This window comes from Roseovarius albus, from assembly GCF_900172335.1.
Lineage (GTDB): Bacteria > Pseudomonadota > Alphaproteobacteria > Rhodobacterales > Rhodobacteraceae > Roseovarius > Roseovarius albus.
In genome coordinates, this window is the sequence record NZ_FWFX01000016.1 from 61,209 (window position 1) to 81,631 (window position 20,423).

At 52.6% G+C, this 20,423-nt stretch carries 18 protein-coding genes; 12 read left to right on the forward strand and 6 right to left on the reverse strand.

Annotated features, from left to right (window positions below):
- The first annotated feature begins 334 nt into the window (after window positions 1-334).
- Together ROA7450_RS18645 and ROA7450_RS18650 are read left to right on the forward strand one after the other, a co-directional pair.
- Window positions 335-1,570, forward strand: a complete 1,236-nt coding sequence (locus tag ROA7450_RS18645) for an adenylate/guanylate cyclase domain-containing protein (RefSeq protein ID WP_085807471.1) — start codon at window positions 335-337, stop codon at window positions 1,568-1,570.
- A 99-nt stretch (window positions 1,571-1,669) separates the two neighbouring features.
- Window positions 1,670-2,611, forward strand: coding sequence for a homocysteine S-methyltransferase family protein (locus ROA7450_RS18650; RefSeq protein WP_085807472.1), 942 nt, complete (start codon window positions 1,670-1,672; stop codon window positions 2,609-2,611).
- 169 nt (window positions 2,612-2,780) lie between these two features.
- Here ROA7450_RS18650 and ROA7450_RS18655 read toward each other — a convergent pair whose 3' ends face one another.
- Both ROA7450_RS18655 and ROA7450_RS18660 read right to left on the reverse strand, forming a co-directional pair.
- Window positions 2,781-4,781: a hypothetical protein gene (locus ROA7450_RS18655; RefSeq protein WP_143534530.1), complete on the reverse strand. Its 2,001-nt coding sequence runs from the start codon at window positions 4,779-4,781 to the stop codon at window positions 2,781-2,783.
- A 440-nt stretch (window positions 4,782-5,221) separates the two neighbouring features.
- A complete protein-coding gene (locus ROA7450_RS18660) occupies window positions 5,222-6,109 on the reverse strand; it encodes a LysR family transcriptional regulator (protein ID WP_085807474.1) in 888 nt (295 codons plus the stop codon).
- Between the two features lie 110 nt (window positions 6,110-6,219).
- Between ROA7450_RS18660 and gstA the strand changes: the two genes are divergently transcribed.
- The 4 genes from gstA to ROA7450_RS18680 all read left to right on the forward strand — a co-directional run bounded on the left by gstA (window position 6,220) and on the right by ROA7450_RS18680 (window position 8,614).
- Window positions 6,220-6,828, forward strand: a complete 609-nt coding sequence (gene gstA, locus ROA7450_RS18665) for a glutathione transferase GstA (RefSeq protein ID WP_085807475.1) — start codon at window positions 6,220-6,222, stop codon at window positions 6,826-6,828.
- Window positions 6,828-7,208 (forward strand): nuclear transport factor 2 family protein, encoded by a 381-nt coding sequence (locus ROA7450_RS18670; RefSeq protein WP_085807476.1) that lies wholly within the window; start codon window positions 6,828-6,830, stop codon window positions 7,206-7,208. Before gstA ends, ROA7450_RS18670 begins: the two co-directional genes overlap by 1 nt.
- Window positions 7,209-7,212: 4 nt before the next feature.
- On the forward strand, window positions 7,213-7,434 hold the full coding sequence (locus ROA7450_RS18675; protein ID WP_085807477.1) for a tautomerase family protein: 222 nt from the start codon (window positions 7,213-7,215) through the stop codon (window positions 7,432-7,434).
- Window positions 7,435-7,708: 274 nt separating this feature from the next.
- Entirely contained in the window at window positions 7,709-8,614 is a 906-nt protein-coding gene (locus ROA7450_RS18680) for a DMT family transporter (RefSeq protein WP_085807478.1), read from the forward strand.
- 245 nt (window positions 8,615-8,859) lie between these two features.
- Here the strand turns inward: ROA7450_RS18680 and ROA7450_RS18685 are convergent, their stop codons facing one another.
- On the reverse strand, window positions 8,860-9,780 hold the full coding sequence (locus ROA7450_RS18685; protein ID WP_200812986.1) for a dimethylarginine dimethylaminohydrolase family protein: 921 nt from the start codon (window positions 9,778-9,780) through the stop codon (window positions 8,860-8,862).
- A 198-nt stretch (window positions 9,781-9,978) separates the two neighbouring features.
- Between ROA7450_RS18685 and ROA7450_RS18690 the strand changes: the two genes are divergently transcribed.
- Window positions 9,979-10,872 carry a LysR substrate-binding domain-containing protein gene (locus ROA7450_RS18690; RefSeq protein ID WP_085807480.1) on the forward strand — a complete coding sequence of 298 codons (894 nt, stop codon included), beginning with the start codon at window positions 9,979-9,981 and terminating at the stop codon, window positions 10,870-10,872.
- A gap of 395 nt (window positions 10,873-11,267) precedes the next feature.
- On the forward strand, window positions 11,268-12,104 hold the full coding sequence (locus ROA7450_RS18695) for an efflux RND transporter periplasmic adaptor subunit (RefSeq protein ID WP_143534531.1): 837 nt from the start codon (window positions 11,268-11,270) through the stop codon (window positions 12,102-12,104).
- A gap of 116 nt (window positions 12,105-12,220) precedes the next feature.
- Here the strand turns inward: ROA7450_RS18695 and ROA7450_RS18700 are convergent, their stop codons facing one another.
- The gene (locus ROA7450_RS18700) at window positions 12,221-12,820 is read right to left on the reverse strand and encodes an ATPase (RefSeq protein WP_085807501.1); all 600 of its coding nucleotides are present in this window, start codon (window positions 12,818-12,820) and stop codon (window positions 12,221-12,223) included.
- Between the two features lie 8 nt (window positions 12,821-12,828).
- Window positions 12,829-13,176 carry a TA system antitoxin ParD family protein gene (locus tag ROA7450_RS18705; protein WP_085807482.1) on the reverse strand — a complete coding sequence of 116 codons (348 nt, stop codon included), beginning with the start codon at window positions 13,174-13,176 and terminating at the stop codon, window positions 12,829-12,831.
- 803 nt (window positions 13,177-13,979) lie between these two features.
- Between ROA7450_RS18705 and ROA7450_RS18715 the strand changes: the two genes are divergently transcribed.
- The 3 genes from ROA7450_RS18715 (at window position 13,980) to ROA7450_RS18725 (ending at window position 17,108) form a co-directional block, all read left to right on the forward strand.
- Window positions 13,980-14,957, forward strand: a complete 978-nt coding sequence (locus ROA7450_RS18715; protein WP_085807484.1) for a TOMM precursor leader peptide-binding protein — start codon at window positions 13,980-13,982, stop codon at window positions 14,955-14,957.
- 89 nt (window positions 14,958-15,046) lie between these two features.
- Complete coding sequence (locus ROA7450_RS18720) at window positions 15,047-16,291, forward strand: YcaO-like family protein (protein WP_159454104.1); 1,245 nt, start codon at window positions 15,047-15,049, stop codon at window positions 16,289-16,291.
- 13 nt (window positions 16,292-16,304) lie between these two features.
- The gene (locus ROA7450_RS18725; protein WP_085807486.1) at window positions 16,305-17,108 is read left to right on the forward strand and encodes a SagB/ThcOx family dehydrogenase; all 804 of its coding nucleotides are present in this window, start codon (window positions 16,305-16,307) and stop codon (window positions 17,106-17,108) included.
- Between the two features lie 491 nt (window positions 17,109-17,599).
- Here ROA7450_RS18725 and ROA7450_RS18730 read toward each other — a convergent pair whose 3' ends face one another.
- The gene (locus ROA7450_RS18730) at window positions 17,600-19,279 is read right to left on the reverse strand and encodes a BCCT family transporter (RefSeq protein WP_085807487.1); all 1,680 of its coding nucleotides are present in this window, start codon (window positions 19,277-19,279) and stop codon (window positions 17,600-17,602) included.
- A gap of 123 nt (window positions 19,280-19,402) precedes the next feature.
- On the opposite strand from ROA7450_RS18730, the gene ROA7450_RS18735 reads away from it, so the two are divergent.
- Window positions 19,403-20,332, forward strand: a complete 930-nt coding sequence (locus ROA7450_RS18735) for a LysR family transcriptional regulator (RefSeq protein ID WP_159454105.1) — start codon at window positions 19,403-19,405, stop codon at window positions 20,330-20,332.
- The last annotated feature ends 91 nt before the right edge of the window (window positions 20,333-20,423 follow it).

The following is a 20,423-nucleotide window of genomic DNA, read 5'->3' on the forward strand; positions in this document are numbered from 1 at the left end:
TGGTCTTTGATGCTGCGGAGCGGCCCATCATTCCTGACCTTCGCTGCGTATGCGCAATCGAAGCAAGATCAACTCACATCAGCGGGACTCTGCCATCGTTCGTTACCTTACTGGAAATGGTCGTTGCAGATATGATTTGTTATGCGGCAAATGACCGGAGAAGTAAGAATTGCTAGATGTAGCGCATGCTGGCAAAAGTGCTGTTGTGTCTGAAAGATTGGCTGTGGAGTGCAAACCGTCTGTATAGCAAGCGGCACACTCTTAAACCTGGCTGAGCAGCATCGTAGTTAAAAGCGATGATGTTAGGTCGACCTGAACACGAGAAGAGGACAACATGGCAGCCCCAATTTCCGAAAACTGGGAGATAACGGCGGCGTTGAATGATCTCACGGATTGGCTAATCCAACAGGGACTTGAGAGCACGCCCGTCGAGATTTGGCTCGAGGCCTGCTGCAACCGGCTTGTCACGGTCGGCATACCCTTGCAACGCATGAGCGTGTCTATGCAAGCACACCACCCTGAGATAGGTGCCGTCGCCTTTCGTTGGAACCGTGATGGCGAAAACGAACGGGAAGATTTTCTTCGCACTACAGAAGTAGAAGAACATTTCTTACTAAGCCCAATTTACCATCTGTTGAGCAACAACACCGAAGAGATTAGGCAAAGACTGACGGTGCCGGATCCAGACTTGAACTTCCCAATCTTTGACAACTTTCGCGAACATGGATCCACTGATTTTTTTGCCGCAAAGCGGTTGTTTCTTCGCGAGGACAACGCAACCCCTGTTGACCCGATGCAACCAGAAGAGGGCGTGGTCATATCCCTGACAACTGATGCGCCAGATGGTTTTGCCGATGCCCACCTGGATGGTTTGCGCCAGCTATTGCCACCTCTTTGCCTGACCCTCAAATCCGCTGCAAACCGGGTTATGGCCGAAGATATCACGGCCGCATACTTGGGCAGTGATGCAAGCAAGAGAGTCCTGTCCGGGGATATCACCCGCGGATCCACTGAGACGATCCCAGCGGTAATTTGGGATTTCGATTTGAAGGGATTTACCAAACTGTCAGAAACCTTGCCCGGGACCGTGATTATCGAAATGTTGAATGACTACTTTGCCGTGGCAGTGGAGGTTGTCGAAGGCCATGGTGGGAATGTCTTGAAGTTCATGGGCGATGGCATGCTAGCCATTTTCGACATAAATCAGGTTCCTGATGCTCGACGCGTTTCAGTTGAGGCCGCTCTGAAACTACGCGAAGCCTTTGTATGTCTGAATGAGCGGCGGGTGGCAGATGGTTTGACGACTACAGATTTTACGCTCGCTCTCCATGCCGGTGATGTCCTCTATGGGAATATCGGCGGTAAAACCCGACTTGATTTCACGGTGATTGGCCCTGCGGTCAACACGACCGCACGTATATTGGGCATGTGCAGCGCCGTCGATCACGACATCGTAATTTCCGACAAGGTTGCCGCTCCACTGTTGGAAAGCGTTCCTGATTTGGTTTCTCTTGGCCAATATCGCCTTCGCGGTGTCCGAGAACGCCAAGAACTCTTCACACTGGATTAGGCTTGGGCTGTTGCAAAACAAGCTGTTTGGTGATCGGATCCATGTTGTATATTCTCATTGAACAACACAGCAAAATTTTAGGGATGCATAGTGCTTGGTATGGTCATAAACAACTTTCCCGTTATTCTCGGTGAAGGCTCGATGTACGAAAGGCTGCGCCGAGGTGGGAGTAGCGCGTTTGACCCTGAAATCGCCCATGCCGGTATGTTGTACGATGAAATCGGTCGAAAAGTACTTAGAGATACCCATCGCGAATATCTCGATATTGGACAAAAATACCAGATACCAATGGCTTGTGGCACTCCGACTTGGCGTGCTGGGGATGCCCGTGTCAAAAAATCCGCTCATGCCGGGATATCTGTAAATGCAGATGCCGTTTTGTTCATGGTGAAACTGCGTGACAGCTATGGGCCAAGCGCTTCGCCGATAGTCATTTCTGGTGTCACTGGACCTTACGGAGATGGGTATCTGCCAAACGAAGCACCGGACATCGATGCAGCGCGCGAGCTCCACAAGCCACAGATCAACGAATTGGCCGAGGCGGGTGTTGATTTCCTAAAAGCACTGACACTACCAAGCTTTGCTGAAGCCAGAGGAATTGCCCAAGTGATGCAAACAACTGGCCTTCCATATGTGCTGAGTTTTGTCATTCGACCAGACGGCTGCATCCTCGACGGAACACCGTTGGATTTGGCGATCGATACGATTGATCAAGAAACGCATTGGTCGCCAATGCACTATGCAGTCAATTGTGTTCACGCATCCGTTTTTTCTGCAGTTTGCACAGCAATTCGCGACAGCAACCCTACAGCCGCAGAACGGTTGCAGGGCATTGATGCCAATACATCAGCGAAAACGCCTGAGGAGCTAAACGGGCTCACGGAGATAGATACTGAAGCACCTGATCAATTCGGCAGGAACATCGCAGCATTACTCGAGAATTTCGGTATAACGCATCTTGGAGGATGTTGCGGTTCTTCTACAGAACACATCGCCGCTCTTGCCCGGCGTATTTCTCAAAAAGAAATTGCTAATATTTAAGATCGCCGACACTCCGCCCCAAAGCCGCCGTTCAAGCTCGCTCCGGGCGGTTCTTCAAAGCCGACATAGGACGACGGTGCGAGCTGACAGTCATGAAGTGACTTGCAAAGCCTTCCTAAGGTCTCAAACCTCGGTATTGCATGCCTTTGCAAATATTAAGGACGCATCGTTAGGCAAGTCCAGCAAGTTTTTTCTCAATCCGTTCGTTCGCAGCGTGAAGCTCGTCAACTTCACAGCCAGCTGCACCGAGTTCTAACGCACGTTTGAGATGTGCCTGCGATTGATGTAACAAATCTGCGGCTTCCAACGTGGGCAAAGATAAAGCACGCATTTCTTTCGAGATGGACAGCTTGCGCAATAGCGCAACCTCAAGCAGGGGTTGCTCTGTGTTCCGGTAATGTGCAGCGGCATCGCCAAGTGCGGCCTCAGCGGCGGTTAAGAGTGATATGATGTGTTCGGGAGGAGCATTCGTTGCGTGGGTCAGCAGGGCAGAACCTAAGGCGCCAGAGGCCATTGCCGCATCCTGCGGCATCTTTCGATCAAGGTAGAATTGCAACGCTTTATTGAACTCGTCGATGGCCCGCTTGCGGCGCACCGGATCGTCATAGATTTTCGCTTGCCGCTCGATGACCGTCGCGACGCCAAACCTCGCGCCGGCCATGTTCATGACATCTCCTAGGTCACCAAAAAGTCGTGTGGCGCGGTCGAGTGCCGCGAACGCGTGGTCGAGGGTCTCAGTGAGTTCGGTGCCATCCAATTCGTCGGCGAGCAACAGATGGGCATTACCCAAATTGTTAAGCGCTCGTGCAACCGACGGCCGGTCATCGCCAAACAATGCGATCGCCTCACTAGATCCACTGATAGCTGCGCGAAGCAAGTCTTGGCGAACAGGTGGCTTTGCGCGATGTGCCTGCGTCATCCGGGTCATCGAAATGTGGTCAAGTGACGCCGCGCGCAAGTGTCCTTCCGCAGTGTTTGAAGTGATCATAAACGCCTCGATAGCGCGGTTCAGGAGGTCGCTTCCGTTGGCGTCGGTGGCATACCGGCCCTGAGACAAGAGAGAGAGGCCGAGCAAGTTCTGCGCTTCGGCAAATAGCCTAGGGTTGGAAGCGTCAACAACGGTCAGAATCGCATGTGCAATGCGTTCGGCAATTTCGGTCACAGGACCACCAAAGCGCTCGCCATATTCGTAGAAGGCGCGCGCATAGGAGAGACGCCTTCGAGAAGGTTCAAGCGGATCAAGTACCGCGAAGCTGTCGGCGGCACTCGAAAGCAATGTGAATGCCCGCTCTGGTCTCTGACGTATCAGCGCGATGCGCGCTTGCGCCTCCATCAATCGCGCGTTGTCCTCCAGCGGCTGTCTGAGAGCGCCAGAACTTGCCTCGCGCACCGAGGCGAGGAGGCGTTCAGCTTCTTCGAGATCGAGAACTCTTATTGAGGCTTCAACCGCTGAAAGCACGTTCTCAATACGAGGCGCAGATCCGCGGAGTGTTTCCAATTCTTGTTGGAGGGCACGGTAGTCGCTCGCTTTCTCGATAAGGAATGATTGAAGGTTTGCGAGGGTCATTTCCTCCGGTGCAAGCTCCCCGAAACGCAGCGCAAGAGCATCGAGGGTGCCTCTGGATTGCGCCTCAAGATTGTCCAGCTTCGCTGCGACGTCATCGATCTTGCGCTCGGTTCGATGGGCCGTTTGCAAACTTTCTGCCATGTAGGCAGGTGTCAGATCAGCCGCGTATTCCTTCGTGCGAAACAGCGGAGCGAGGGTGGAACGAGTAATTTTAATGAATAGCCTGCGCATCTCGGGGCGGCGCATCTCGCCAGTCGGGTCTGTCTTGTCGGAGAGTTTGGCGATCATCGCCTCGGTGCAAACCTCGGCGTCCATGCTATTTTCTGTGATCTCATGTGGCGTCAGAAGGCCAGCATCGACCATCTGGACGAAAAGGATATCTGCGTCCTTCGGAGCGTCTGGAGTGCGGTCCAAGGTGTTTTGCGCCGCCTCTGTTAGCTTGTCAGCCATGGTTACGATCGACTTCGGTGGGTGAGCGGCTATCTTGCGAATGGCATCGTAAACCGAGAGGCCTGACTTTGGGCCGGGAGCCGCGACAAACCCGCCCATCGCGACAAGCAGACGGATGGCATTGACGAGGTTGTCCTTCTGGCGAAAAAACATTTTCAAATCCGTCAAGCAATGGCGAAAGCGTGCCATATCGCTGACCGGTTTGGCAACCTTGAAGTATTGGCACTAAATTGCTGGACGCTTCCGACTTGTTACGCACGGCGATGATAGATAGGACGACGCGTACCGCTCGAGAGGGACTTAAGAACCCAAATGACTGCGGTATAGCTCAATGCGAACACTCGCCAAACAGTGTCGCTCTGTCTGTTATGGGAGTTCGAGCGGCCCTAAGATTCAGCGCAACAACTGACAGCAAGGTGTGAGTGCATGGGAGGCCCAGAGCTGACCTTGGGCGGATAGTCGCGGTACTGCGTTTGCGACCCAGTTTGCGGACAAAGCTGCCAAACCTGGCGGTGTTGCCAAGGCAAGCTTTTGCAACGTTGTCATCAAAATGCGGGGCACCCAAGCCGGAGACAATGTGTCCACCGTTGGCTCTAGTTTTTTGCTGACAGCAAGCCAAATGCGGTCCAGATCTCCGACATTACACGGCCAGCCGTCTGATCTCGTCGTCTGATAGCAAAAATCTCGGTATGTCTTGAGGGATAACCCTCCACCGTCAAGGGAACGAGCTCACCTTTCGTCAAATCCTGCTCCATCAAGTGATCGGGAATGCCACCCCATCCCAACCCTGCCTTTATGACCGATTTCTTCGCCGCGAAGTCAGAGACAGTCCAGCGCTGCCCGCCCGACAGCAAGTCTCTGCTCTGTTCGAATTCGTTGCTGCCCGTACCGGACACAATGACTTGCGTGTAGGTTTGCATTTCCCGTCTTGAGCGGACCCCGGAACGCTGTGCGGCGGGGAAGTCCGGGCTGGCGACTGGTCGGATTGTAACTGAACCCACCGGCAGGGTTTCGACCTGATCAATAGGCACACCTTCCAGGCCAGCAACGATCATCTCAACTTCGCCATCCATAAGCCGCGCCAGAGGTCCGCCCATCATTTCGGTGGCAACCCGAATGTGGGTTCCAGGATATCGCCGTCCGACCTCTCCCAGCACGTGCAGGATCGGGTCCAGAGACATGGTTGCGGTCATGGCAATGGAAATCATCGGTTCTTGTTCGCTTCGAAGTCCGGCGGCGACCGATTTCAAACCGCGCACCTGTTCCAGCACCCGCACCGTTTCGCGAAAGAACACTTCGCCTTCCGCTGTCAGGCTGGGGCGGTAGGCGTCACGGGAGAACAGATCGAAGCCGAGTTCTGCCTCCAGCTTCCGGATTTGGTGACTGACGGCGGATTGTGCCTTGTTTAACCGCTCAGCCGCCGCGCGGAACGTTCCAGCGGCGACGATGGCATCGAGAGCGACAAGTTGGTCGAGGGTCATCGGCGATCCATATGATCTTAAAAATAGATCATTACCATGACAACTCGATATTATCAATTGCTCAATTGGGTTGCTAGGTCAGTCTCACACGCAAACAAAAGGAGCTTGTTATGAAACTCTACTACAAACCCGGTGCCTGTTCGCTTGCCAGCCACATCATGCTGTATGAAGTGGGCGCAACCTTTGACATCGAGGCGGTCGACACCGCTGCCGGGCAGACGGAAAGCGGCCGGAACTACCGCGAGATCAACGCAAACGGCTATGTTCCGACGTTGGAAACGGATGCTGGTGAGAACCTCAGCGAAGGTGTGGCGATCCTGCAATACATCGCTGACAACAATGCGACACGCGCCTACTCCCCCGCTATCGGCAGCATCGAACGCGCGCGTTTTCAACAATTCCTGAACTACGCTGCCGCTGAATTGCACAAGGCCTGGGGGCCGCTCTTTTCCGACAATTCGACCGACGCAGAAAAGGACGCGGCAGAAGCAAAAGTTAAGACCAAATTCGACTATCTTGAGACTGTTTTGTCGGACGGGCGGGACTTCCTTGTCGGCAATCAATTCTCCGTCGCAGATGCCTACACGTTTGTTCTTGTCAACTGGGCCAACTTCAAAGCGATTGACCTTAGTGGCTGGTCAAAGCTGGCGGATTACGTCGCCCGGATTGCCGCGCGTCCCGCGACCAAGTCTGCGTTTGTCGCAGAGGGGCTGGCGTGATGGCCGGGCCGGATCACACCGATATCCAGGATCTGATGGGCCGCTACTTCGATGGTCTCTATCACTCGGACAGCAAGGTCTTGCGCGGTGTGTTTCATGCCGACCTGACTTATGTGAACGGCACGTTGGGCACTTATGAGCACATGGGGCTGGAGGCCTACATGGAACGCATTGATGCCCGCACACCCCCTGCCACCCGCGGCGATCTCCGCGAAGAGGCAATCGAGCAGGTCACGCTCAAAGGGGATCGCATCGGCATAGTCGAGGCCCGCATGACCATGATGGGCCGCAACTATCAGGACCTTCTTACACTGATCAACACGGACGATGGCTGGCGAGTTTTGACCAAGGTCTTCTCATTTGTTGAACGAAAGGACTGAAAACATGCCGTACGTAAATATCAAAGTAACCCAGGAAGGCGGTCCAAACGGCATCGGTCCATCTCCAGAGGAAAAGGCGCAGCTTGTCGCTGGCGTGACCGATCTGCTGGAAAAGGTTCTGAACAAGAGCCCTGCAACGACCTTTGTCGTGATCGACGAAGTGCCGCTGGATAATTGGGGCATGCGGGGCCAGCAGGTCAGCCATATCCGCGCCGCGCAATCCTGACGCGAGGCGCTCCTCTCGCAATCGAACTCAGAACACAAACCGACGCGCTTGCCGGCGCGTCGGTACAAAGGAGGTATCCAATGCATCGCTTTGACCCGTTCTACCCAACACGCAAGACCATATTCTTCATCAGGCTGGAAACCCGGCACATTGCCAGTCCATCACACCTGCATCAGCCCGACTGTTTTGAGCTTCCGAGTGAGGCCGGTCGTGTGCTACTCCCCAATCTCCCAGCGGTGCATGCCCAGCCACTGCACAAAAGGCAGGGCGTGTTATGAAACGGTTCAATCTCGACCACGAGACTGTTGTAGGCTACGCTTGGATGTCCGTCGCTGTCCTGATCTGGGCCAGTTGGCTGGTGCTGACCACTTCAGGGCGCACAACCACCCTCTCGGTGCTTGATCTGGCAGGGTTTCGGGCTTTGATTCCAACGCTTTTTCTTGCCCCACTGCTTTGGCGCAGACGACGCCAGTTGTTCCGGATCGGCATAATACGATGCATGCTTTTGTCTCTCTACGGTGCGCCCTTCTCCCTATGTGTCGGAACAGGGTTGAGCTTTGCACCCGTTGCCCATGCGGGCGCGTTGGTCCCTGGCCTAATGCCAGTCTTCGCGGCGGTTCTTGGTGTGGTGTTTCTGGGCCAGCGATTGAATGTGCGGCAAATGGTTTCCTTCCTGCTCATCTTATCAGCATCTGCCGTGGTTGTTTTTCAGGTGTCGGTGGCCCCCTCCGCAGACGACATCTGGATTGGTCACGTCTTGTTTCTGCTGGGCGCGCTGTTTTGGGCCTGTTTCGCAGTCACAATGCGTGCGCTCGGTGTATCCCCCTATCTGGCGACAGCCATCGTGGGCACCGTGTCGTCCGCAATTGTCGCCCCATTCTGGATGCTCTCTGGCCTCTCGGCCCTCGGCTCGGCAAGTATACCAGACATTCTGTTTCAGACCGTCTTTCAAGGTGCCCTCTCGGGCTTGGTTTCGCTCTTTGCCTTCACGCAAGCCCTTCGATTGCTAGGCATCGGGGTGAGCGCCCTCTCCGCCCTGACGCCAGGCGTGGCGACACTGCTTGCGATGCCCGTGCTAGGTCAGATGCCCGGCCACATTGAGACCATGGCCTTGGTCGTCGTTGTGCCGGGTTTGGCGGTTGGAACGCTCAACAGCACAAATGCCAGTTCCAGCAGGTGATTTTCGTCTTAGTTGTGCTTACATGCCTGCTCATCACGAAACCTAACGAATACCCTCCCGGCCCATTCCGGACGTTGGCCAGCCCGTCACGCGCTGCACCGCAGCTTACCATAAGCGGACGTAGATCAATCGCGTAGCCAAAACCGTCAGAGAAATGACCGGGGCACAGGAAAGCTGTTGTATGGCTGCCCATGCGGCCATGTCTGGTCTCAGCAGTAAGAAATTCAGCGACTTTGCAGGGCAGGTTAGCCGTCTTCCGGTTCACGGTGGAGCTCATGGCAGGAACAATGAACGCCACCGCCACCAAGGGCGAACATGTCGTAGTCAATCGCTTCAACATCGAACCCGCGTTCTTTTAGTTGGGCGTTGACTTTCACATTGTGGCTCATCGAGAGCACGCGCTTGTTGCCTAGGCTGACTAGGTTGCCACCCAGTTTCACGCAGTCGGCATAGGCCACCGGTATGGTTTCAATGCCATGCGTGTCCTTGATGAAATCCAGCGCATAAGGTTGCAGCGCGTCTTCGCACACCAGAGCCAACCCCTTTTCCAGCATCACTACAACGGCATCCACATGAACAAACTGTGGTGGTATCGGCGTGACTAATACCTCCCAATCCTTGTCACGAAGCCAGCCCGCAACCTGTTCAGCGCCCTCTTTGGTCGAACGGTCCCCTGACCATCCAAGTAGCGCCACACCAGATTTTAAAATGCAGAAATCACCACCTTCAAAATGACCTGCGGTTACCCATTTCCAAATGGGTACGCCTGCCTTGTTGTAGAATTCGCTCGCCACCGCATAATCGCGTCGCCGTGGTGGGGTCTGAATCGATGCGACGACAGCGCCCCACGGCGTCATAAAACTGGAATCGCGGGTGAAAACGGAAGATGGTAATCCCTCGTCAGCTTCGACGAAATGCACGTTGACCCCGCATCGTTCATAGACATCGACCATCTCTTGATGCTGTTTCATGGCTTCTTGCATATCGAACCGGTGGCCCATCTCTTCCATATTTGCCAAGGTCACGGCGGATATCGAATTTAGCGGCACCCACCGAAAATGATCTGGTTTACCAAGCAGAACATCCGTCAATACTCCGGTTTGAGCTGTTACGCCCCACTTGACTTGAGCAACTTGGGAATTGGTACACGTCTCATGTTTGGTCATGGTTTTTCCAATCGGGAAAAGAGGTATTGATGTATTCGGGCAGTTTATGTTGACAACCTGACTAAACAAAACGATCATATTTGACACCTATTCTTAGAAAAACTTACATTATTAAATGTGCATCACTGCAAAGCAACGATTGGGGCCGTTTGTACTTGAGGCCTTTGTTTTGCTGTTCCCGTTACTGTCGGAGGTCGAATGTCGATCAAAAGGCACAATATTCCACTCGGCGGTCTGCGCGCGTTTGAAACTGTTGCACGCCACAAGAACATGGTGCGTGCGGCTGAAGAACTGTGTGTCACGCATAGCGCCGTAAGTCAGCAGATCCGAAAGCTAGAAGAGCTTTTGGGAACTCAACTATTTGACCGTAAACACAAGCCATTGCGCCTTACGGTAAAGGGCGAGCGATTGTTGGGCAAAGTTACCTATGGTTTGAATGTTCTGAGCCAAGCTGCGGAAGAGATCTGCCATGGAGAGATCGCAGGTGAATTGAAGGTTTCCTGTGTGCCAGGCCTTGGGGCGAATTGGTTCGTCGATGTGCTAGGCGATTTTCTACATTCGCATGACAATTTGGTGGCCCATGTACTGTCAGAAAACTGGCAATCTCCACGGCCTACAGAAGACGTAGACTTGGCCCTAGTTTACGGTAGTTCCGATTATCCGGGTATGCGGGTGACGCGCCTTGGTCACCCGGAATTCTTTCCAGTTTGCAGCCCCCAGCTCGTTGGCACACGACATGTGATACGCCATGCCTCTGACTTGCTAAGCTTTACGCTCTTGCACGACTACGGCGAAAAAACGTGGGCTCGTTGGTTTGCAGCCGCGGGTGTGGATAGCCCTGAGCCTAATCGTGACATGATGTTCGACAGCGCACACCTGTCGCTCCAAGCCGCCAGAGCGGCACACGGGATTGCGCTGGCTGATGAGGCGACGGTCTACAGGGATCTGAATGATGGAAGGTTGATACGGTTGTTCGAGCTAAGCATCCCTGCAACCCACCCCTATTACATTGTCACACCACCTACGGATCGTTTGAAACCCGCCGCCAGGGCGTTGGAAGCGTGGCTGTTAGAGCATTACAGAGCTATTTGATTAACGGCCCAAACCGGACCTTGGGGGGGGGCGGCTTAACTGGTGTGGCACTGGCTCAAAGAGGCCCCTGGACGATTGGGGGGCTGGCCAATCATATTTGGTCATTCGAAAGTAGTGCCATTGATGCCAGCTATATCCAACCGTTCTTAACTTATACAACGCCAGGCTCTTGGACTTATTCGATAAATTCAGAATCGGCTTATGATTGGAATGCCGAACAGTGGACCGCACCGATAAACCTCATGATCTCGAAGCTTGTGAACATTGGAGGTCAACGCGTCTCGCTGCAAGCCGGTGCAAGATATTATGTAGACAGCCCGCAATCAGGACCCGATGGCTGGGGGACTAGGCTCTCAGCCACATTCGTATTTCCAAAGAAATAGAGGAGAAGATTCGTGTTAAAGCAACTACTTAGTCACACTCTACACCTTTCAATCGCAGTTCTGATTTTCTCTCACCCCAACACTACGTTGGCACAAAGCCCAATTGGCGCCATGCCCGGTGTGGTGGAACCTGCACGACAATGGGATGTCGCCTTTCCAATCAACGGCCACATCAAAGCAATTCATTTCAATGAAGGCATGCTCATATTCGCTGGTGACCTCCTCGTCGAATTGAACGACCGCGAAGCCAGCGCAAAATTGGAAATGGCAAAGATCAACTTGCATTTGGCGGAAGCGCAGTACGAAGAAAGTCTTTCGGACCTAGAGCGCTACGAAACATTACTTGAACGCGATGCCGTGCCAATCTCGACTGTGAACGATACAAAATTGACCGCTCGGGTTGCAGCCCTTCAAGTTGAAAGCAACCTCCTTAACGTGCGCGCTGCCGAAGTTAGGCTGTCGTTGCACCAACTGACAGCTCCATCCGACGGGGTGATTTCTGCACCTCAAATGTATGAGGGTAGCAATTTTATCGTGTCTGAAAGCCACTCGATTGCCCGGATATCACAACTAGATCCGATCAACATACGCGCCCGCATTCCAGTTGCAAAAGTTCTGGCTCGCATTCGAGATGGCGTATTTTCAATGGACGAGGCCCGAGAGTTGGATTTCGAACTCAGATTCACCGGTGGAGATGCATACGAGCACACCGGAACATTGACAGCACTGGGTTTTGAAATCAACGCGGAAACGGGCGAGGGCTCAGTCTTGATCTCTTTCCCCAACCCATCACGCATGCTGCGCCCGGGGACCCAAGTGACTGTAGAAGCCATCAATCCGCTGGAATAGACTGCCCCATTCACAGCAACCGCCGTTTAGGAAAGCGTTCTGAGCATCACTTTTTGCGCGCAAAGCGTATGATCGGAATCCGCCCATTCTGTAGAAAATTACATTGTTTAAGGACACTACGCGTTTCGCAGATCTTCGCTGTAAATTCTCAAAGCCCATTTCGGAAGACGCACATTTACAAAGCTCAGCTTCCCCCCAGTAAACGACATAACGCGCTCAGGTGGCTGATTAAGTCGCGAGTTGTCGAAAATATGAGCCACATCGCTATGTAGCGCCGCCTGTCGGATCAACGGACCGTTTCGATCATAGCGTTGCCGGATCTTATTTTCTGGAACCGGGTGCCCTCCCTCTTTCACCCGCTCACCAACGCGTGCGACCGAAAGGTCGGGATGCTCCAGGCAAATGTGAAACAGCATGATGCGAAACCCGGCCGCCCTGCCCTGCTGGATCAGATCTAACTTGGATGGATGAGAAAACACCGACTCTGTGACAAAGCCACGGCCTTGCGCGAGAAATTCCGCCCGTCGCCGCGCTGCGACCCGCGCAGCCTCATAAGCTGCCTCCACATCGCTATTCTTCAATTCATCGCGCTGAATGATATCAGCGTTGATAAATGGGGCCTTCAAACTTGGGGCAATCCGGGTTTCATAAAGCGTGGACTTCCCTGCTCCATTGGGTCCGGCGAGCACAACAAGGGTTGGTCTTGGCTTTGTCACCACTATGCTCAGGCGTCCTTTTCAAAGACAAGCTCACCCGTGTCAGACAACCCCACACCCTGCCCTAACTGGCTACGGTTAGCAAAGAACAGCTTCTCCTCCGCAGAAGGCTGTGTCATCTCGGCCGAAAATTGATCAAACCAGACCTCTTGTTCTTCTGCTGACAGATTATCTGGTGATCTTTTCCCATCAAGAGCAGCCGCTATATGCTGGTAATCAAAGGAACCAGATTGTTCGATTGCGCGCCCGATATTGATCCAATGCGTTATCTGTCCAGCCAATGATCTGCTTTGCCTGTCGGATTCCTGACGTGCGTAGTCCATCACTGCATCCGCGAGTTTAACAGACTGGGCCATATCAACATCCTTTCACTACAGGTGGCATTTTGCTACCACACCTCTAATATATGGGTTCAAAAGCTCAAATGTCCAGCAAAACGGAAGAGTAGGAGGTTTTTCAAGCCGCCTGCCCGCTCATTCAACCATAGAAACTGCGTTCCAGTCTTTCAGATAGCCACAAAGCGATCGTGCCATCTCAGCAAACTCAGGACAGGCCTGCATCAATGTTGGAGGTATCGAGGACTGGAAAATTCCTACCCGCCCCTACATGTGTTCCAATTGATGTTTTCTAAATCGATAAGGCTTTTGGCATAAGAAACCCGGATTGGAATTGTTCTCACCGTCGGCATTTTCGAGCCGATTAAACAGCTTTAGAAAATCGTAGTTTGGTTGGCGTTCAATCTAAGGTATACTTCTGCTATTGATATAAAGGAGATTACTATGCCTGATGGTATGAAGGAACTCTCACTTCGAATTGAAAAGATTGAGAAACTTCTTGAAGGAATCGCTGTAGAGCGGGCACCCACTGCAACCAATTTAACCAAGGACGAAATAGCCGCATTCCATAAGGTGCGCGATGTGGTTGCCGTTGACTGGGGTCACTTCTGCGGGATCAACGATTGCTTCCGGTGCATTGTGACCCGGTGCAGCACGGTATGCCAGGTTGTGTGTGACGTGATCTGCAACCCATGTGACATCGAGTGCTCATGTGGGCCATGCAATCCAGGTGGTTTGCGTGGGCGTGTCAGCCGTTTTGGTGGGCTTGGATAGTCCATCCTCGGCAAAACAATCGGGACTTTATTAATTGCGGGAACCACTAAATGTCGGGAACCGGTATTTACAGGCCTGCGCCAACGCTACATTTGACGCGGCCTTCAGATGACACGCTTAGATTGCAAACGGAAAACAGTTTAGTCGAACTCAATGGCAGTTCTGCCGATCTGTTTGAGAAGAACATTTTGCCGTTGCTCGATGGGGCGTCTGCAGTTGATGAAGTTTCGCAAAAGGTCGGACTCAAGAACCCCGACGATCTGCGTGCGCTTTTGGATGAACTTAAAGGGGCAGGTATTTTACTTGAGAATACCGGGGACAGCGCTTTTCTGGATCATGCCGAAATGCTCGGGATTGACCGGTCAGGTATAAAGGAGCGTCTCAAAGATTTACGCGTCGCCATTATAGGCGACGGTCAACTTGCGCAGGAAATCCATCAGGGTTTGTGTGATGTTCCAGTTGGCCATGTGACAATGGTAAGTTGGAGCTCTGAAAACCAGGGAAAGGACTTGAGCCTAGAGGCGCTTATATCCTTAGCCCAAGACAACGAATACTTGATATCCACTCTCGGAGACGCTTTTCCCGCTATCGACTACCGCGTGAATCGCGCGGTACACGAAACCGGAACAGCCGCCCTTTTCTGCCGGGTCGGCTTGACCAAATCTACTGTTGGACCACTTGTATTTCCGTCTGAGACGGCCTGTTTCACGTGTTGGAGGATGCGGTCGGCTGCCTGCGCAGATGACTTTGAGCGCTTCATGGAGTTTGAAGAAAGCGCCGCTGATCGTGATCAACCCATTGCACATCCAACAGCCAAGATCGGGTTTCTGGCGCAGATTGTCGCTGGAACTGCCATCACAGAACTGCTTAAATCAGCGCTGGCGTTGGGAGAGGTTTCCGTTACCGACCGCCTGCTTGAATATGAACCGTTTAAAGGTGGCTGGCAGCAACACACCCTTTTGCGTCGTCCGGACTGCCCGGACTGCTCAAAAAAAAAGTTCAGCTTCCAGATCGACCAAATCTTGTAAGCCTTGGGACCGACCAGGCAGGCCAGCTGGCCACTACATTTCAGGCCCTTATCAGCCCGTCGGTCGGAATCGTTCGTTCGCTTGAACGCGTGCACAAAAGCCTCAGCGAACCACGCGCGCCCTATGTCTACCGGGCCGAGCTTTCGAACCACCGCTTCTTAGACAACGAGGAAGAGGCCTTTGTTATCGCCTCAGGCAAAGGGTTCGATCCGCAAGCAGCCAAGGTCAGCGCAATGGGGGAAGCCGTTGAACGCTATGCGGCGAGCAGTTGGGGAGAAGAGGCGGTTTTACGTGGTGCAAAAGCTGAGCTGGATTGTGCCGCTTTAGATCCACACAGGTTAGTGCTTTTTGCCCCCGACCAATACGCCGATCTGAAGTACGACCCTTACCAAGACACCTCTGATCTGGGATGGGTTAAAATGTATGCCCTCGGTTCGGATCAGGAAATCGCAGCACCCGCACTTGCGGTTTTAATGGCTTATGAAACCAAGGGAGATGAACCATTTCTTTTTCCAATTACCTCTAATGGATTGGCGGCCGGGCCGACGCTGGCTGATGCGGTGTTAGGCGGCGCCTACGAAGCTGTAGAGCGAGATGCGTTCTTAGCAACCTGGCTCAATAAACTGCCGGCGGTAAAGATTGATCCAAATGACCACCCAGATCCAGAGGTCCGCAAGCTTGTCACCAGTTATGGCAGGCGCGAAGTGGCGTTAGAGCTATATCGGCTTCCCACGACCAATGACGTGCACGTGTTTATGGGCATCGGCGTGAATCAGGGTCAGCAAGACGGCCCTGCCGCGGTCGTGGGCCTAGGTGCAGACCACGATCCAATCGTTGCAGCCAGAGGGGCACTGATCGAAATCTGCCAGGTGCGTCCGGCTTTGCGCATGCGACTGCACATGCCAGAGACCCAAGAACGCCTGACGAGATTATTAGAAGATCACACGCAGGTTAAAGAACTCGAAGATCACGATCTGCTTTATGCACACCCGTCCATGTTGGGCAGCTTTGATTTTTTGCGCGACCAACCGGCACAGAGTTTCGATTGGGTGACCCCAATAAACAGTTCTGCTGTCGAAAAGCTGGAGCAGCTAACCGCCGCACTTCTCAGCGAAGGAACAGACTTGCTTTATACCAACCTCACCAGCCAAGACATTGCCCGCTTTGGTGCCCATGTCGCACGTGTCGTGATCCCGGACTATCAGCCAATGCACTTTGGATTGAGCGAACGCAGGCTTGCCGCCCAAAGGCTCTATCAGCTTCCCGCACAGTTGGGATTGGGAGCAGAAACGTCACGTACAACTCTTAACCCGTTGCCGCACCCCCTAGCTTAGAAGGCGTAGATCGATGCAAAAGAACATAGAATCTAAAGCCCACTTTGATGAACATCCACTAAGCTGGACATTCCATCGAAACACCTGTCGCTGGGCACACAATGCGCAAGAGTCCAGTGGATCAGATGATGTGCCAGAACCAGGCGCAGAGTATCCCGATTTGCCATACACGCCGCTGCCAGAGCCTCAGGCCATCAAGGAAAAATTTGATGACCTAATAAATCGGCGTTGTTCTTGCCGGGATTTCTCAGATGCCCCCATATCGCAAGACGCAATTGCCACAATTTTGCACTATGGTTACGGGATCTTGGGGACAGATCACTGGGGCACGGCTGAATTCCTTGAACGACCCGTTCCATCGGGTGGGGGGATGTATCCCTTAGAACTTTACCTTCTGACGCGCCGCGTTACCAATCTTGAAGATGGCATTTATCACTACGCCCCCCTCTCCCATGGCCTCGAGCAAGTCCGAGCTGTGACGCTGCCTGACCCGTTGATCCGCTATCTGTTTATGGGGCAGTACCCGGTCTTAACGGCGGCGGCCATCGTGATCATTTCGGCCGCTCCGGGCCGCAGCATGAAGAAATACGGCGACAGAGGTTATCGCTACATGCTCTTTGAGGCCGGGCACATCGCCCAAAACATGAACCTCGCAGCCTGCGCTCTTGGCTTGGAAACCCTTAATCTTGGGGGGTTTTTCGACGATGAAATCAACCGGCTTTGCGGCGCGAAACGCGACGAACAACTGCCACTATACGCAGTGGCGATCGGAAGGGGTGTTTCGAACTCAAAACACCGGCTGCGCTTTTCTGAGTAAGAGCTGAGGGAGCGCGCCCAATCGGTTAATCTCACGACGGCACTGCTTAGGAATTCGCGGTACACAAGTCTGATGCCACAACCATCTAGAGCGGACTGAAGCGAGAGATGTGAAAATCCGTTCAGCAGAACAAAGTGAAAAACATGTGGTTAGACGGAATGAACCCAAATTTTTCTTGGGCGTCAATTATCTTTGTTTGAAAAAATCATGTTGGCTTTTTCTTTGATGAAAGAAAACTTTCCAGCTAGCCAATGTTAGTACCTTCAACAGCTACAAAATTGAAAATGGGCCGAGCTCAAACCAAACTCGACCCATCTCATCTGCTAATCAACTTTGTTGCCTCGGCTGTACTGTAGTGCCACCCCCCCAGGGACGAGAAGATCGCAAACATATTAGCAGATCAGTGCTTCACAAACCTTTACAAGCTTTGAAGCGATGTTGCGTTCCTGCAGAGTGTGTCCAATCTGCAGGAACATTGATTAAGGCATGCCTTACTCAGCTGGCATGGTGCCTGTATCAGGATCGATTGTGCTCGCGACACCCGCTGACTCTCGGCGGCTGTCATTCCAGATTGCTTTGATCAATGCGATACACATGAGCGCCATTACAACAGAGAACGGCAGAGCACCGATCACCATGGCGGTTTGGATGGCACCAGTACCGCCTGAAACCAGCAAGCCACCAACCACAAGCGCAAGCGCTGAGCCCCAGAACAACACGTGTGGACGTGCTTTGGGTCCGGCGTCACCGGCCGCGCTGATTGTGTTAACGATCAGAACCGCAGAGTCCGCTGATGTTACAAGGAACGTCATTAGCAGCACAACGATCACCACCGCCATCGCCCAGGCCAGTCCCTGTGCAATATCGGCTAGCATGTACTCGGTCATCGCAAAGATTTTGTCACCATTGGCTGCATCAAGGATCAAACCATTTGCACCACCATTCAATTCTAGATCAATGGCTGTGCCACCTGCCCAGGCGAACCAAACAAAGCACATAAGTGACGGCACGATCATCGCACCCAAAACGAATTCACGGATACTACGACCACGTGAAATACGTGCCAAGAACAGGCCCACAAACGGTGCGAATGCGATCCACCATGCCCAATAGAACACAGGCCACCAACCTTGCCATTGTGTAAGCAGGAAGGCCTCTGATCCTTCTACACCATCAGAGCTATAAACGTTGAAGCTCAACCAAGGCAACGCAATGAGGTAATCCCAAATCCCTACAAAGAATGCTTTGGCTCCAAAGAATGTTGCACCAAAGATAATGAAGAAACTCAGCAGGAAGATTGAAAGCACCATATTGATGTTCGACAGCCACTTAATGCCCTTACCAACACCCGACAACGCCGACAGCGTTGATGCGCCCATGATCACAATCAAGGCGACAATAATGCCAAGCGTCGTTGCGGATCCGTCTTCAAGTGCGAGACCGCCAATACCGATTCGTGTCAATCCAGCTACAAATTGTTCAACGCCGAACCCAAGAGTTTGCGCAACACCCAGAATGGTCGCAACAACCGCCACGATATCGATGATATGGCCTGCATTACCGGACAGGGATTTCCCGAATAGCGGTGTCAGAGACGACCGAATGGTTAGCGGCAAACCACGGCGATAGCTAAAGAAAGCAAGAGCCAAACCTGCAATGGCATAGCACGCCCAAGCGCCCAAGCCCCAGTGCAGATATGACCAGACATAGGCGGTACGAACATTGTCGGCATCCAAAGCGGTCGTTACACCTTGAATGACCGAAGGGTTATTCTTGAAGTGAGCAACGGGTTCCGCCACAGCCCAAGTCAACATTCCAACGCCGATACCGGCGCCAAACATCATTGAAAACCATGAAAAATTCGAGAATTCAGGCTTTTCTCCGTCGGTTCCGAGATTAAGTCGTCCAGCAGCAGGCCAGATCGCCAAACCGATACAAACGATAACGAACGCCGTGACAACCCAGATGTACCAAGCCGCGAATTGGGCCAAAATTGCTGTATTCCAGTTTCCAAGAACTGTTCCCGCTTGCGTCGGCCATACGATACACCAAACCACAAGCATACTGATGATTATCTTACTGACCACCGTCACATTGACACTGAAGCCCCGATAGAAACCACTGTCAGCGGTCTTAATCGGCAATTCAGATAATGGGGGTTTAATTGACATATGCACTTCTCCCTAATGGCTCCATCGCTCTCATGCGATTCGGCGATGGGCAGTGTACATTGTGTTTCATGTATGAGAATAGGTAACATTCACGACCATAGTTTCAGTAAACGGAAACCTTTAATGTCAAAATCCGCACTCATCCGTCGTTTAAGCGATGTGGATATCAGGCTTGTCCGGATTTTCATGACTGTTACAGAATACGGTGGGTTTGCGGCATCAGAACTTGAGCTAAACATCGGAAGATCGACCATATCGAGGCATGTTTCTGATCTCGAGACACGTATTGGCCTGAAACTATGTCATCGGGGCCCTTCAGGGTTTTCGCTCACACCTGAGGGAGAACTTGTTCTGGCTGCGGCAAGTAGACTGTTGAACTCAATTGAGGGATTTCAATCTGAAATTGACAATATTCATGCTGAATTAACAGGTACATTGCGAATTGGAATCTTTGACCAGTCGTCGACAAACCCTAACGCAAATGTACACAGAGCCCTCAAAAGCTTTGATGAGTTAGCAAAAGAGGTGACATTGGAAATAGCTCTCGCACCTCCGAGCAACCTTGAATCGAGGGTTATCGACGGGAGCTTGGATCTCGCAATTGTTCCGATCCATCAGCAATCATCTCAGTTGCAATATCTGCCCCTCTACGAAGAACACATGGCCCTGTATTGCGGTACAGGTCATCCCTTGTACAATATGGACCCAGAGACCCCCCTTGCGGATTTAATGCTATCAAATCACAAATACGCTGGATACGCTTTCAATTCCCCAAACATGATGGCTGGACAAAGATTGGGTATTCGGCGTGCTGCCCGTGTCCAAGAAGAAGAGGCGCTTTTGCTTCTCATCCAATCTGGCGCGTATCTGGGATTTCTCGCAACGCATGTTGCGGAGCCCTTTTTACTAGATGGTCGCCTTAAGTCCGTGTCTGCTGCTAAAACTGGGTACACGAGTACATTCGCAGTCGCGACGCGCAAAAAGCCCATTCCAGATCGAAAAACTCTCGAGTTTGTCGAGTGCCTCAAATTGGCACATGATTATAAGGCTTGAATTTCTTTATTCGCTGTCGGCTACATAGGCGGGATTTGCTCAGATGCTCGCCAGATTTTCTCAGGCTCCCTAAAAGGGTATTCATGGCCCG